Source organism: Mucilaginibacter robiniae (genome assembly GCF_012849215.1).
GTDB classification, from domain to species: domain Bacteria; phylum Bacteroidota; class Bacteroidia; order Sphingobacteriales; family Sphingobacteriaceae; genus Mucilaginibacter; species Mucilaginibacter robiniae.
The window spans coordinates 3,530,005-3,543,723 of the sequence record NZ_CP051682.1; the positions used below are offsets into that span (position 1 = coordinate 3,530,005).

Consider the following 13,719-nt stretch of genomic DNA (forward strand, 5'->3'; position numbering starts at 1 on the left):
TTTAAAAATCAAAAAACATGAAAAAATATATAATAATGGGTATGGCACTTTTTGCAACGAGCCTTTCAGCAAGTGCGCAAATCCAAAAAGGTAACGTACTGGTTGGTGCAAACTTTGCCGACCTGAGCCTGGGGCTTGATGATTCTAAAGTGGTTAGCTTTAACATTACCCCAAAGGCCGCATGGTTTATTCAGGATAATGTGGCTTTGGGTGGTTATCTTAATTTGGGAATATCTACAGCACATAACTCAAGTACCACAGTAAATTATGGCGTGGGTGGCTTAGGCCGGTATTATACCGGTACAGATGTACAAGTGCTACGCCATGGCCGCTTTTTTGGTGAAGCTAATTTAGGTATTGGTGGCGTTAACGTAAGCGATGGAGGCGGCCATACCAATGGCTTGGATTTCGGCTTCGGTCCCGGCTTTGCCTACTTCATAACGCCCAACATCGGCCTGGAAACTTTACTGAAATACAATGGGGTAAGCGGCTTTGGAGATGCCGGTTACCAAAGTAAACTGAACCTTAATTTTGGGCTGCAGATTTACTTGCCTGGAAGAAGCACTGCTGCTAAGGTTAAAAGGGATGCTATATAGATATTAGCCAACAGTAATAGAAGAAGGCCATTGGTAATTCAATGGCCTTTTTCTATTAAAGAAGTTAACGGCTTACCTATTATCAAGCGTTACTTCCACCGGTAACGTAAACCAAAAAGTGCTACCTTTTCCTACCTCACTGTCTACCCCCATCACTCCGCCATGGCTTTCCACAATCTCTTTTGCCACAAAAAGCCCCAGTCCTAATCCCGATACTTGCAGGTCGTGGTGCTCTCCGCGATGATAGCGGTTGAAAATAAGCGGCAGGTTTTGTGGCGGTATGCCACTGCCTGAGTCTTGAACACTAACCTGCACTTCCTTGCCTTGATCTCTAAGATTAATCAGAACACCCTTTGAGCCCGGGGCATACTTGATAGCATTGTTCAACAAATTAACGAGTACCTGCTGAATCCTATCCTGATCGGCCATAACCTGCACGTGCTTGTCGCCATCAATATTAATGGACATCCTGGCACTAAGCTCAAATTCAATGATAGTTTTCTCAATCAATTCATTTAAGTTGAAAAAAGAATAGACATGTAATAAGCGGGCTGATTCCTGACGGGAAACACTCAGTAAGTCTTCAATCAGTGATGCCAATTTATTGAGATTGGTATTGGCTTTATTAAGTAATAATTGCTGTTTGGTATCAGTCAGATCGTTGTCCATTAGCCGGTTCAACAGCTGCAAGGAAGCCTTTAAACTGGTTAACGGCGTCTTTAATTCATGACTGGCTGTGGTGATGAAATCTTGCTTCAACTGCTCCAGTTCACTGTCTTGAAGTTTCTTAAACTTTAGTGAAAGGCCTTTTAATTTTCGTTCAGATATGTCATTCTGAATGCCAATGTAATGAGTAATTCTACCTTCTCCATCCTGAACAGGCGCAATATAGAGTTCATTCCAGAATAAGCTTCCATCTTTACGATAGTTTACCAGCTCTACATGACATTCTTCCCCTTTTTCTAAAGCTGCCCTTAGCTTGTAACATGAGGATTGTGCACGGTCATCCCGTTGCAAAAAGCGACAGTTTTTTCCTATAACCTCCTCATAGCTGTAGCCGGTTAGCTCCTCAAATGCTTTGTTGCAATAGATAATAGGATTGTCCGGGTGCTGATAGTTGGTAATAATGATGCCACTCATGGAACCATCAAGTGATGTTGTACGCAATAGTTGCTTACCATCTATAAAGTCGAAGATTGATTTCCCATTGTCCATGGCATTTAGTAAGTAGGTACTGTTCTCATACCAGTGTTTAACAGCGCTACACTCTTTTTGTGATAATTTTATTAACTTTTGATTAATATCATAGAGGGTCTGCAGGAGATTATGTTTCGGATAATAGGTTTGCTACCTTAGTATAGAAAGTTACTCATCCTATTTTCTTTGTTCAGCGCTAATTAACAACGATCATTTACCACCATTTTAGAGGGAATTTTATTTCATCGACAGAACTTACTACCAGATTGGGCTTGTAAGCATAACGCTTCATGTTTTCTTTATCTGCCATGCCAGATAGAACCAGGATCGTATTAAAACCCATATAAATGCCTCCTTTAATATCCGTTTCCATAGTGTCGCCTATAATAGTGGTTTGCGACGGTTCGAGTTCCATATACCGGCTGGCTGAGCGCATCATTACAGGGCTTGGCTTACCGATTACGAAAGCCTCTATTCCGGTGGCTTCTTCAATCATCGCTGCTGTTGCTGCTATGCCTAAATTATTCCATCCGGCCTTGCGGGGTGATGGGTCTCTGTTGGTGGCTATGAACCGGGCGCCAGCCAGTATCATATCTACAGCCGTAAGTACCATGGGCAGGGTAAATTCGTGCCCTTCTCCGAGTATTACAAAATCCGGTTCTGAATTTACTATTTTAATCCCATTTTGTTCCAAACTGCCTAGTAAACCGCCTACTCCTAAAACAAAAGCAGTACAACCCGGATACTGATCCTTAAGGAATGTTCCCGTAGCCATAGCACTGTTATAAATATGTTGCTCTGTAACACTGATGCCCAAATTCTCCAGCTTTTCTACTGATTCTCGTCTTGTTTTTTGACTGCTGTTAGAAAGAAAAGTGAAGGGTATCTGCTCATCCAAAAGCTGTTTTATAAAAATATCAGCGCCTTCAATCAGCGTTTCACCCGCATAAATAACGCCATCCATGTCAATCATTAAGCCGTTTTTCATTATCAGGTGTTGATTTATGCGTGTAGAAGAAGCCCTTTTCTTATGGACCTTCAAATATTAGTTAATTGGATGTGAATGCAATCGCACGTATCTGCAACCTTCACTCATTCCTTACTAGATAAGGAAGTTTCAAGCCGGGAGTTCCGCTAAAAATCCAGCTACAGCCTCATTTACCTCTGCATGCCGCTCTACAAAACCCATATGGCCTGCAGGTGCTAAAGTAACCAGCCGTGACCCCGGTATGCTTTTATTCATAAATATGCTGGCTTCCAGCTTAGTCAACCGGTCGGTATCAGCACCCACAACCAGCGTAGGTATTGGTATACGATTTAATACAGGAGTAGCATCATAATTAAACATACCCAGTACGCCACGTGCGGTAATTGCCGGTGGCGCCATGGCCGATAGTAAACTTGTGAAATCCAGCTGCTTTCCAGTCTGCGTGCCAGCAAAAGTCATAAAGCGTGTCATGATGAGCATATTGCCGTTTAGGTAACTCATCCAGCGGCTTAACCAAAGCACCGGCGAAAGCGCAATCATCAGCCAGCAAATGGGTTTAAGTACCGGGTTTTGAATAGCCGTTAATAATCCACTTAAGATCGAAGTTTTGACAGGATTGGTGTAGGTTGTATGTTCTAAAATAAGGCCTTTGATCTTTGCCAGCTTTTTGGGGTACTCCTTGCAATACGTCAGTATAGTAAAACCACCCATGCTGTGCCCCCACAGAATAGGATCTTTAGCACCCGATTGCTCTATAACCGCATCCAGGTCGGCTGCCAGTTTTTCCAGGCTGTAATCTTTATTATCGGGGCGTTTTGATTTACCCAGCCCGGGATGGTCCATCAGTACCAGGTGATAGTTTTTCCCAAAATATTTCTTCTGGTAGTACCACTGCATGCTGTTGGAGTTCCAGCCATGGATAAACACAATAGTTTGTTTTCCTTTCACACCGCCGTGCTCTACATTAATAATGCTGCCATCAGGCCGTTGCAGTTGCTGCTGCTCTTCCAGCCGTTCAGCTTTTGGCTCATCCTCACCCTTGCGGGTTTTGCTTAAAAGCAGGCGAATGATGCTTTTGCCAATTAACAGGTAAACCAGTATTGCAATGGCTCCAATGAGGCACCGCTGTGCATAATCATGATCATGCTCTGTTAATAGGTCTTTATACAAGTACCACTGGCGCCAGAGATATACCTCCAGCCAGATAAATACAATTGTAAAAAGATTAGTCAGGAAATAGGCAAGGAGTAAAATGGGCATATCGCTTTAAGTTACAACCTGCCGGTGTAACAATAGTTTCACTGCATTACAAGTATAAAATATCAAGTTCTCATCCAGCACAAAATAATTTGCCTACTACACTATTTACTGTAAGTTAATATATTTTAATTATTGATACAAAGCAGATATCTTTATTGCAAATCTTGAATAATGTCGACCGGAGAAACGCGTTCAAATGAGCATGAGGAGATCATAATTTCCCTTAAAAGTGAGATTGAACGGTTGAAGAAAGAAGTTGATCATCTGCGTTCTGCGTGTTCCGCCGAAGGCAAAAAGGAGTTCGATAATAGTCAAACCCGCTTTAGTACCATATTTGAATATTCAAAGCTGGGAAATAAAGTGATTGCAGCGGACTTGAAGATTCTGCAGGTCAATTCTGCGATGGTTAACCTATTGGGTTATGCAAAAAAAGAGGAAATTATAGGGACACGAATTCTGGACTATTCTCCCAAAGAAAATCATAAGCACTGGAGAATGCTTCAGGAAAGATTATGGAAAAAGTCTACTCCATCCTTCAGCCTGGAAACTGTGCTAATCAAAAAAGATGGTTCCTTAATCTGGTGCCGGGTGACCTCTATATTGTTCCCTGATCAGGGTCAGCAAATGGGCTACACCATTATAGAAGATATTACTGAAAACCACGAACTCCAGCTACAAAAGGATGAGTTTATAGGGATTGCGACACATGAACTCAAAACGCCGATCACCAGCCTGAAGGCGGCTTTACAACTAATGAACCGCATGATCAAAAATGAAGCTGCCATTCCAGAAAAGATAGCAAAGCTTGCCTTTGAATCACAACTTTATACATCGAAGCTTACTCATCTGGTAGAAGATTTTTTAAACACATCGAAGCTTGAACAGGGCAAACTGTCCATCAACAAACGCTGGTTCCCCTTATCAGATGTTATCGAAGGTTGCTGCAATCATGTACAATTGGACCGCAGGCACTTTGTTACGCATAGCGGTGATCTTTCCACGGTAGTATATGCAGACAGACATAAGATAGACCAGATTATCGTAAATTTCGTAAACAACGCGCTGAAATATGCGCCACAATCCGAAGAAATATCCATTAAAGTAGAGCAGTTGGAAAACTGCACAAAAATTTCGGTCACTGATAAAGGTGAGGGTATTCCGGCAAAAGATCTTCCTCATCTTTTTGACCGTTACTACCAGGTCAGGAAGGGTAACAGCCAAAGCCGGGGTTTAGGGCTGGGTTTATACATTTCTGCGCAAATTATTAAAGGTCATGGCGGCGATATAGGCGTTGATAGCAAGGTCGGCGAAGGGTCTGCTTTCTGGTTTACCTTGCCTCACGTGCAAAGAGATTCAGAAGTGGGATAGGCTGTCAATCCCGAAGATTTAGGCATGTTTAAACTGTTTACTTTTGTCTCTGCCGGCTAAACTTCAATCTGATGCTACTAATTTAAAGGTAAGGTAAACCAAAAGGTACTGCCGTTACCGGTTTGACTGCCTACTCCAATCTTTCCATCATGCCTATCAATAATCTCCTTACGGATATACAGACCGACACCAAAATCCGCTATGGACTGGTTTCCTGTCCCTCTACTTGGTAGAACCGGTCAAAAAACTTCGCCTGATCTTGAAGTCTGATTCCCATTCCTTCGTCTTTCACCGTTACATGAGCATTGTTACTCCCTGTAACACAAGCTATTTCAATGGTGGTATAAGGTGGTGAATACTTAATAGCATTACTGATAAAATATTGATAACCTGTTCAATCTTGTCTTTATCAACATTGACCCAAGTTTCTTCACCGGTGCAAAGAGAACTTTATGCGAGGTAATTTCTGGCAATATACCATTCTCAACCTCTTTTACCAGTACCGCCAGATCGTAATGCGCAGCCTTCATTTAAACAACATTAATTTTACATTTTATCAGACCGAACGAAATAGAACTCGGATCCAAAATCAACCAATATTTACCGGAATCCAAATTTCAAAAGTATAGGTGAGCCATATTTAGAATAACTATAAAAAAGCCCCTTATTTTCATAAAAGGCTTCATTTGTATCCCAACAGGACTCGAACCAATAGCTATTCATAACGCCAATTTCTTTAAATCTTCCATGAAATAGTTCGAAAAATGGCTACTCTGGGTCCGGAATTAAGGTGACCCTTAAGAGAATCGAACTATTTAAAGTTACAGTTTGCAATTACTCAAATTTTTCAACGAATTGATATGATGTTTCGAAAGCCAATAAGTTGAAGGCAGATAAGAAGATTCGTTTCTAATTATTTATATAACACGATTATTTCTTAATGTATTATCTGTATTGTCGTCATTTGACTTGCAAACAATATGCAATTTACATTTACAGCTATCGACGGCAATTCCATATCCTTAACCGGCAGAACTCTTGTAATCAGCAAAAGGAAAACATTGCTTTGTCTTTAAGTGAAATGAATGAGAGTTTTAATCTGGTCTAGCAAACTTGTCTTTCATTTCTTTGCTTAAACTAATCGAGAATGCTATATAACTCCTGACCGGCTGACCGTGAAGATAATATAACGGCCATTGAAGTAATCCTGCAACACGTTTGATTTCTTCCATCTGGTCTTTGTCATAGATTTCATAAGAACGGGCATTTTCCATTTGTTTGAGGTTGATTAAATACCCCTTAGCATCTTGATCAAAACTAAAATATTCCCATCTACTATGCTCCGGCAGATTAGGGAACTTATTCCAGTTTATATGAGTATAAATAAATTTGTGAAGCGAATCAGTGTTATTATAATAGCTATTCTTCACTGGTTTAGGGTACACAAATTTTTTAACCGAAATTACAATGCCCTTTTTTATAATCAGCCGGGTTTCCCTGGGAAAGGATGCGGCAAACATTCCACCCCAACTATTCGGCTGGTCTTTGGTCACCCAAATTTCTCCCGTATACCAGTCGGCGCAGAGCATACCTTTTTGGAGACGGTCTCCGAACAGGTCGCTTAAATTTGCAGATTGTTTTTTCTGATTACACTCACAATTTTTGATGTTAGTGAGCATTAGGCGATTATCTACAATCTTCCATGTTGATAAGAAAGAGCAATTATCTTCAGTGCAGTTGGTGCTGTAATCTTTAAGTTTCTCACGTAGTTTCACAATACTGGGATACTTGTCAAAAGGCGAGAAAAATATAGTTCTTAGAGTATCCCCTTTGACGACAACGTTATCGCATTTTGCTTTACTATGAACCAGAAAGGTGATCAGCGTAAAGAACACAAAAAGCTTTCTCATAACAGCAGTATTAGACCATAGATTAGTTCAACATAAAACTTACTACAAATAGCTCCAGTGGTTATTATAGGTGTTAAGGTAGTAAAAATTTGCGGCTCACTTATAGAAGTTTTTGTTAAGTGTTTAATAGTAAAAAACACATCTAAAGGCAAAAATTAGAACGTAGGCGTTAGATGACACTGAAGTTTATATTTGACTCGGTTTGAAATGATTAATAAATGAAGCTAACGAGCGATATTTCGTATTGTTTGTGCTACTACCAACGCTTACATATTTCAAACGATTGATTAAAGCTGACAAGACGCTATGAGAAATATCTTGTTTAGAATATAGCTACAATACTACGCAGCCTTTAGACACATTCCAACATTTTAAGGCTATCCTCCAAGCACATAATTTACTAGAACATCAATGCTGTTAATAGTCTCAAATCAGCTGCAAAATGGTTCGAGAAGCACCCAGTTGGGTGCACCCAAAAAAAGCAAAAATGGCCTTTACAATAGCGTAGAGGTTGTTTTTTAAGCCGCAATTTTTTGCGGCATCCCACATTTTCACGCAATGAGGGCACTGTTAGAAAGTGCTGTTCGCAATTTATTGTCAAATTATTTTTTGTGTCGCAGTTATGAGTGGCCGCATGAATGGTATGACTTGTAGCGTGGTTATGGATAGTAGGCCATCCGCTACAAGGACTTTATAAATTATACTTTCAGATCTGGGAAATCAGAGTGAAAAAAGATTTAGCTATGGAGATTAAATGGTCAAGGATTTGTTTCATTATAAAGCTGCAGATCCTCTTATGCCGATATAGGAAAATTAATTCTTATCAAAGCAAAGATTTCCTTCCAAACAGAATAGATATCCTTTTTGTTCAGGCATGACATATCTAAAGCACTTATGAAGGGATCCATATTGTATTTTTTCCTATTATCGATTTTAATTTTTTATGCCTGCAAGCAATCTGTCAAAACATCCAATAATAAAAAAGACACGGTAATTAAAAGCGTAAGTACATTTAAACCGCTTGTGACAGACTCAACAACAGCTTCTGATACAACAACGGACGATTGCCCAAGAGCTGCGGCGGAGCCATTCATTAAAAGAAATGTTTTTCCTGATGCTCAGTTTACGCTGCTGGCAGATCACAAAACGGGACTGGAAACTTTTAACCTGGCTGACGGGGATCAGGTTAGTATTAAAGAATCAGGGTGTGAATACTATACGTTGAGTTTCCGGTTGGAAACGTCACGTTTTGCAGCCGATACCACGGATATACCTTATTGGAGTAATGCCGCGTTTTCTTTGTTGCATAAGCTGGATAAAGGGTTGGTGGAGACTCCGTTTGATATGGAAAAAATGTTTAAGAACGTTTCAGCCCGTATAAAGGAAGATCAGGTCAACCCGCAAAATAAGCTTAAATTAGGTGAACAAATCGACTTTGGCGGCGAGGATTTCAGTCAATTTCTCATTATTGATCGTGTTACTCGGCTGGCAGACCAACGCTATGCCCTTGAATTTAGCATGAGTTATGGTCCTATGTGATTTTACATTAACTTATATTATATTTTGTCAGTTACCTCCTGTTGGTGGCTTGTTTGAATAGTTATTTAACGCCATAAGGCGTTCACCTTTCAAGTGTTCATTACGCTAATCTGTACATGGTCGGCTGTAGAACTGACTTCCGGTTCTAGCAATACTTACGTGAGCGAGGATTGGCTGACACGCATGTTACTGGTGACTGCTCTTGAATGCTGTTGAGCTTGGCGGTTCCCCCTCTTCACCAAGAGTCGTAAGATACCACAGCAGGAAAGCTTGTGGTTAAATAAGCAATTTGCTCTGATGGTAGCTGTATTTTTGTTGTTTTCAACCTTGGATTATCTCCCCATAAGAAATTATACAGTAACGCTAGTAAGCGGCATTGTATAAGTTCATTTACAGGAAGAGGTATATCATGCGGCAATGTTAGAAAGTCAATTTTATAACAAGAATTAAGGGGATCAGGTACTTGTTAGCCAACTTCTGGTTGATCCATAATCTGGTAGAGCTCCTGTACGAAACGCTCAATATTGCGACTTCTTCGGAAGCTGTGTACCACTATAACTTCAGGCTTCGGCTTGTCCGGATGCTGGAAATGCATCTGCACATCAGTACCTGAGTAAATAAAATTAATAGAACGGCGTAGGGTTTGTATGCCCGTAAAGTCGGCAAAATTCCAGGTTCGATTGCCTAAACCAATGGGGCTTTTGCGCTCAATGGTTCGTGCTGACTGGTCGAATGCTACAGTGGTAAAGCCAGCAATAATAATAAGCGGACCACCCAGCACAAAGAAAATAAAAAAACAGATATTACCCAGCAAATTTAAGTCATCTATCCAGGCAGCAGGTGTAAACTCATGTATGCCAAAAGCGAGCATCAGCAAACCGAATATTACTGCTGCCACTTTATTTTTTTTGATGATATAGCGTCCATTCTCTTTCTTAAAGTATTTGTAATTAGTAATGGGAGCAACCGAGGCTGGTGCAAGCGCATCGTGCTGGTTCAGGTAATCATGAATAAGTGGAACCACGCCATCAACAAAAGCGATGGCATTCGGGTCGTCATTCCGGCTGTAGCCAGATGAAACAGCAACGCCTTTTCCGTATTTGTCAGCTTTTTTAAATACCCGATAATTGTACCCACCCATCGTGTTCGAAATAACATTAATGCCTGCCAACTGGTTGAAAGGAAGATTAACAACCGGGATAAAACCCATCAATTTTTTGCGCATTATGCCTTGCCTGTTGTTAAATTCAATTGACGTATTGGCGTACCCCCAAAACAAAATAACCAGGAGCAACAGGAAGAGCACAAAAGGTAAGGACTCCATGATTCCAGCGTTTTCATATTTCATGTAAACGAATAAAATGCCAGCAAAAATTATGGCCATTGCAGCGCTGAGCACATAGAATACACCATATGGAAACAAAGTAACGCGGTCGGCTTCCACCTTCCAACGCGTTTGGGAAAGGGTCTTTAATGACATAGTAAATAAAGTTAAGTTGCGACATAATAACAGCATCTGGCTGTATGGGTTTGCAATTATTGAAATTGGTATTCAAAAACACATCTGTTTTTTTGCTGTTACGCTAACAACTACCTATTCACTTTTGATGATACGTTTATCTTATTTGCTATCTACATTACTTGTTGGTATGAGTTTGCAGAGTTTAGGACAACCGCCTAAAGAAGCAGTTGCTGTTCCTGCTAACTTAAAAAGCTTTATTCCCAAAGGCTACGAAGCGCTTGATTTAACTCAAGGCAATTTAAACCGAGATGCTTATCCCGATGCTGTTTTGGTGCTCTACAAAGTAGGCGAAGAAAAGTCCTCCAATGTAATTAGTCATCCCGAAAAGCGACCGCTGCTGGTACTCGTGGGTCAAGCCAATAAAACCTACCAGCTAGCTGCCCGCAGTAACAACGCGGTTTATTGTGTAGACTGCGGCGGGCAAATGGGCGACCCTTTTACAGGCATTACCATTAAAAACGGTTATTTTTCTGTGGAACATTATGGTGGTAGCGGCTGGCGCTGGACGCGCATCGTAACCTTTAAGTATAATACTGCTGAGAAAAGCTGGTATCTGTTTAAGGATGGTGGCGAACGGTTCCATGCCATCTCGCATGAACAAGGAAAGACTGAGATAAAGACGGTTAAAGACTTTGGCAAAGTGCCTTTTGAACGTTTTGATATTTATAAAGACAAATAATAATCTTCGTATGATGAAAGCTAACCTACGCCTGGTGGGGACATGGATTTTTGTACTATGCGCTACCTTACTGCTGAGCAGTACTATCCATGCACAACCTGCCGGTACCACCAATTTTTATACCAACATTAAAGCTTATAACTTAGCCTCTTTGTGGCGGGCAGACCGCTTGCGGCTATTAAGTCTGAAGCAAGTAGAACCTTTCCCTAAACCCTTTGGTGCAGTTGGCAAAAACTACCAGCGGTTTTATATCCATTACCTTTCAGTAACTCAGGATGCGGCTAACCCTTACCGTTACTTGGTACAAGGTAAAACCCGTATAGGCAACCAGATACGCCCGTTCGCCGGAACCATTACCATAACCCAAGCCGGCATATTCAAACCAGATAATGCTTATTCGCCGGAGAGCTACAGGGGCTACAAGCGCGGGCAACTGATTGCTAAGGTGGACTTTAAAGAAGATAGTCAGGACGGTGGCACGATTAGCGGTAAGCTGACTACTAATTTCTGCATCAACGCTCAAAATCAACTGCTGTATGACACGCTTGATTTTGGTATAGACGGTTATGAAAATAATCAGTTTTTAGGTACCATCAAAAAGCCCAGCAGCGCTACCGCGCAAACTTTAAGATGGGGTGATTACAGCTTAATGGGTACCCCCATAGTTGACGAGGCGGGTATGAACATCCCGCAGGAATATGAAAAGTATGGCTGGCAAACGTTTAATGCAGCTATCGGTAGCGATTTGCGCCCGGCCAGTAAAGCAGCCATAGCTGAGGAAAAACGCCAATGGTGGAAATAAAAAATGAAGTATATGCACGCCAAACTTTACCTGATTGCCGCTGCTACATGCGGCTTGCTTTACGCCTGCAATTCAGGCGGAACGAAAAAACAGGATGCCAACCAGGCAGATACCGCACGTAGTCAACCTAAAACCTCCGGTACAGGATTCAATGGTTATGTGGCCACTATACCCGAAGCAACTTTGCCTTACCGCTTTACTTATAAAAACATTCTGACTGCTGATAAATTACCCAGGCTGGAACTATCTAAGCTGAAGGCAGATCAAGGGCAATACTATGAGCCGGATCCGGATGCTACCTATGCACAGTTGCCCGGTGCGTACCAGGGAGCGGTAGCTTATCCTTTATTCAAATACACGATAGATAATAAACTCACCGCAGTAGCCTATACTTTTCAGAAAGGAAGTTCATCTATAATTTACTACCCATTTGTAGAGTTGCTGGTTTTTAATGCTGATGGAAAGATTAAAGGCAGACAGGTCATTGCAAGCGGCAGCATGGATGCTGAACATGTTGATAACACTACGTTTAGCATCGTAACACCAACTCAGGTGAATATGATGACTGATGTTGATGAATATGCAGACAGTACCCGCAACGGTGAACCATTGCGTCACTTGGAAGATAAAAAAAGCTTCTCTATTCAATCTGATGGTAAGATTACCTCAAATAAACCTTAACAGAATCTAAATAACTATGCGTTTAAAAACATGTTTTATCGGGCAAATCATAGGTACCCTTATACTATTATTCGGTAGCGTTGGTGTTAGTGCACAGGACCATTACAATACAGAAGTGCCCAAGGATATTATTATTTTAAGAAGCACAAACGATTACCAGGCTGCTTTAACTGCGGCTAAACAGGCCGCTTCAACCTTACATAAGAAGCTAGACTTGCGAGGGCTTAAACCTAAAGCAAAAATAGGCCTGAGCATGAGCAAGGTTGATTGTGATGAATTGGGTTACCCGTGCTACATCGCTCGGGGCGATGGTGCCGCAGCGAATGATGATTACATTTCTATAGAGTATTCAAATGCTTATAAAGGTTTTGCTAAAGGCTATTATATAGTGGTTGCGGCTATAACCGACGTAAATTCAGCGGCCCTGAAACTCAAGTTGGCTGCTATAAATAAATTATATCCTGATGCTTATGCTAAGCGTACTTATATTTGGTTTGGTTGCATGCATTAATCACAGAGACTGTTTGCAAACTTTAAAGCTTAATCTTACTTAAATATGCGCATTATACTTTTCATCTCTTGCTTATTCTTCAGCGTTTGGGCAAATGCACAACTTAAAACACAAGTAGTAGCCAAAACTTCAGTTCCTAAAAGCCTCCGCTATCAGGGTAAGCCTGTGCAGGCTGTGCAATATCAGGATCAAACAGGTACTTACTTTGCGCTTACTACACAGACAGGCGAACAGCCGCAAAAAGGTGAAGAAGGAGCCAGGCAAGCGCACTTGTATGCTTATGTATACCAACTGAATGACAATGCCGCGCCTACATTGTTATGGCAATTACACGATTTGGTGAGTGATTGTATATTAGACTTGGAAGCCGAATTTGTACCAAGCTCAATTACTGTTACTGACCTCGACAAAAATGGTAAAGCCGAAGTGTGGGTGGGCTACCGGCTGAGTTGCCGTGGTGATATAAGCCCGAGCGATTTAAAACTTATTATGCACGAGGGTACCACAAAGTATGCTATGAGAGGTGTTGGAAAGCTGAAAGTAAATAACGTTCTTCAGACTGATGGTGGTGAAATTAGTAGTAACGATTTTATTAAAGGACCTACTGCTTTTAAACCATACGCCCGTCAGCTATGGAATAAGTATGCCCTGGAGGTCATTAAGTAA

The 13,719-nt window shown here is 41.2% G+C and carries 15 protein-coding genes; 8 read left to right on the top strand and 7 right to left on the bottom strand.

Features of this window, described 5'->3' with window-relative positions; translation table 11 throughout:
- Window positions 1–17: 17 nt before the first annotated feature.
- On the top strand, window positions 18–596 hold the full coding sequence (locus tag HH214_RS15615; protein ID WP_169609161.1) for a hypothetical protein: 579 nt from the start codon (window positions 18–20) through the stop codon (window positions 594–596).
- Between the two features lie 72 nt (window positions 597–668).
- Here the strand turns inward: HH214_RS15615 and HH214_RS15620 are convergent, their stop codons facing one another.
- The 3 genes from HH214_RS15620 to HH214_RS15630 form a co-directional block, all read right to left on the bottom strand.
- Window positions 669–1,811 (bottom strand): sensor histidine kinase, encoded by a 1,143-nt coding sequence (locus tag HH214_RS15620; RefSeq protein ID WP_169609163.1) that lies wholly within the window; start codon window positions 1,809–1,811, stop codon window positions 669–671.
- A 196-nt stretch (window positions 1,812–2,007) separates the two neighbouring features.
- Window positions 2,008–2,781, bottom strand: a complete 774-nt coding sequence (locus HH214_RS15625; RefSeq protein WP_169609165.1) for an HAD-IIA family hydrolase — start codon at window positions 2,779–2,781, stop codon at window positions 2,008–2,010.
- A gap of 129 nt (window positions 2,782–2,910) precedes the next feature.
- A complete protein-coding gene (locus HH214_RS15630) occupies window positions 2,911–4,041 on the bottom strand; it encodes an alpha/beta fold hydrolase (RefSeq protein WP_169609167.1) in 1,131 nt (376 codons plus the stop codon).
- Window positions 4,042–4,212: 171 nt separating this feature from the next.
- On the opposite strand from HH214_RS15630, the gene HH214_RS15635 reads away from it, so the two are divergent.
- Window positions 4,213–5,409 carry an ATP-binding protein gene (locus HH214_RS15635; protein ID WP_169609169.1) on the top strand — a complete coding sequence of 399 codons (1,197 nt, stop codon included), beginning with the start codon at window positions 4,213–4,215 and terminating at the stop codon, window positions 5,407–5,409.
- A gap of 77 nt (window positions 5,410–5,486) precedes the next feature.
- On the opposite strand, the gene HH214_RS22335 is transcribed toward HH214_RS15635, so the two are convergent.
- From HH214_RS22335 to HH214_RS15650, 3 genes are all read right to left on the bottom strand, one after another.
- The gene (locus HH214_RS22335) at window positions 5,487–5,612 is read right to left on the bottom strand and encodes an ATP-binding protein (RefSeq protein ID WP_169611177.1); all 126 of its coding nucleotides are present in this window, start codon (window positions 5,610–5,612) and stop codon (window positions 5,487–5,489) included.
- Complete coding sequence (locus HH214_RS22340) at window positions 5,609–5,785, bottom strand: ATP-binding protein (protein WP_169611178.1); 177 nt, start codon at window positions 5,783–5,785, stop codon at window positions 5,609–5,611. The genes HH214_RS22335 and HH214_RS22340 overlap by 4 nt, the downstream gene beginning before the upstream one ends.
- Before the next feature lie 718 nt (window positions 5,786–6,503).
- Window positions 6,504–7,319 carry a hypothetical protein gene (locus HH214_RS15650; RefSeq protein ID WP_169609171.1) on the bottom strand — a complete coding sequence of 272 codons (816 nt, stop codon included), beginning with the start codon at window positions 7,317–7,319 and terminating at the stop codon, window positions 6,504–6,506.
- A gap of 1,023 nt (window positions 7,320–8,342) precedes the next feature.
- On the opposite strand from HH214_RS15650, the gene HH214_RS15655 reads away from it, so the two are divergent.
- The gene (locus HH214_RS15655; protein WP_211166233.1) at window positions 8,343–8,858 is read left to right on the top strand and encodes a hypothetical protein; all 516 of its coding nucleotides are present in this window, start codon (window positions 8,343–8,345) and stop codon (window positions 8,856–8,858) included.
- 466 nt (window positions 8,859–9,324) lie between these two features.
- Here HH214_RS15655 and HH214_RS15660 read toward each other — a convergent pair whose 3' ends face one another.
- Window positions 9,325–10,338, bottom strand: a complete 1,014-nt coding sequence (locus HH214_RS15660; RefSeq protein ID WP_169609175.1) for a hypothetical protein — start codon at window positions 10,336–10,338, stop codon at window positions 9,325–9,327.
- 169 nt (window positions 10,339–10,507) lie between these two features.
- Here HH214_RS15660 and HH214_RS15665 point away from each other — a divergent pair, with 169 nt between their 5' ends.
- The 5 genes from HH214_RS15665 to HH214_RS15685 are packed head-to-tail and all read left to right on the top strand — an operon-like array spanning window position 10,508 to window position 13,719.
- Window positions 10,508–11,059: a hypothetical protein gene (locus HH214_RS15665; RefSeq protein WP_211166234.1), complete on the top strand. Its 552-nt coding sequence runs from the start codon at window positions 10,508–10,510 to the stop codon at window positions 11,057–11,059.
- 10 nt (window positions 11,060–11,069) lie between these two features.
- Complete coding sequence (locus tag HH214_RS15670) at window positions 11,070–11,861, top strand: hypothetical protein (protein WP_169609178.1); 792 nt, start codon at window positions 11,070–11,072, stop codon at window positions 11,859–11,861.
- A gap of 12 nt (window positions 11,862–11,873) precedes the next feature.
- Window positions 11,874–12,542, top strand: a complete 669-nt coding sequence (locus HH214_RS15675) for a hypothetical protein (RefSeq protein ID WP_169609180.1) — start codon at window positions 11,874–11,876, stop codon at window positions 12,540–12,542.
- Window positions 12,543–12,558: 16 nt separating this feature from the next.
- The gene (locus HH214_RS15680) at window positions 12,559–13,053 is read left to right on the top strand and encodes a hypothetical protein (protein WP_169609182.1); all 495 of its coding nucleotides are present in this window, start codon (window positions 12,559–12,561) and stop codon (window positions 13,051–13,053) included.
- A gap of 45 nt (window positions 13,054–13,098) precedes the next feature.
- A complete protein-coding gene (locus HH214_RS15685) occupies window positions 13,099–13,719 on the top strand; it encodes a M949_RS01915 family surface polysaccharide biosynthesis protein (RefSeq protein WP_169609184.1) in 621 nt (206 codons plus the stop codon).

Excerpts from the sequence above, each read along its gene's own strand:
- HH214_RS15615 (WP_169609161.1), top strand. The coding sequence starts at position 18 with ATGAAAAAATATATAATAATGGGTATGGCACTTTTTGCAACGAGCCTT.
- HH214_RS15620 (WP_169609163.1), bottom strand. The coding sequence starts at position 1,811 with ATGGACAATGGGAAATCAATCTTCGACTTTATAGATGGTAAGCAACTA.
- HH214_RS15625 (WP_169609165.1), bottom strand. The coding sequence starts at position 2,781 with ATGAAAAACGGCTTAATGATTGACATGGATGGCGTTATTTATGCGGGT.
- HH214_RS15630 (WP_169609167.1), bottom strand. The coding sequence starts at position 4,041 with ATGCCCATTTTACTCCTTGCCTATTTCCTGACTAATCTTTTTACAATT.
- HH214_RS15635 (WP_169609169.1), top strand. The coding sequence starts at position 4,213 with ATGTCGACCGGAGAAACGCGTTCAAATGAGCATGAGGAGATCATAATT.
- HH214_RS15650 (WP_169609171.1), bottom strand. The coding sequence starts at position 7,319 with ATGAGAAAGCTTTTTGTGTTCTTTACGCTGATCACCTTTCTGGTTCAT.
- HH214_RS15660 (WP_169609175.1), bottom strand. The coding sequence starts at position 10,338 with ATGTCATTAAAGACCCTTTCCCAAACGCGTTGGAAGGTGGAAGCCGAC.
- HH214_RS15665 (WP_211166234.1), top strand. The coding sequence starts at position 10,508 with ATGAGTTTGCAGAGTTTAGGACAACCGCCTAAAGAAGCAGTTGCTGTT.
- HH214_RS15670 (WP_169609178.1), top strand. The coding sequence starts at position 11,070 with ATGATGAAAGCTAACCTACGCCTGGTGGGGACATGGATTTTTGTACTA.
- HH214_RS15675 (WP_169609180.1), top strand. The coding sequence starts at position 11,874 with ATGCACGCCAAACTTTACCTGATTGCCGCTGCTACATGCGGCTTGCTT.
- HH214_RS15680 (WP_169609182.1), top strand. The coding sequence starts at position 12,559 with ATGCGTTTAAAAACATGTTTTATCGGGCAAATCATAGGTACCCTTATA.
- HH214_RS15685 (WP_169609184.1), top strand. The coding sequence starts at position 13,099 with ATGCGCATTATACTTTTCATCTCTTGCTTATTCTTCAGCGTTTGGGCA.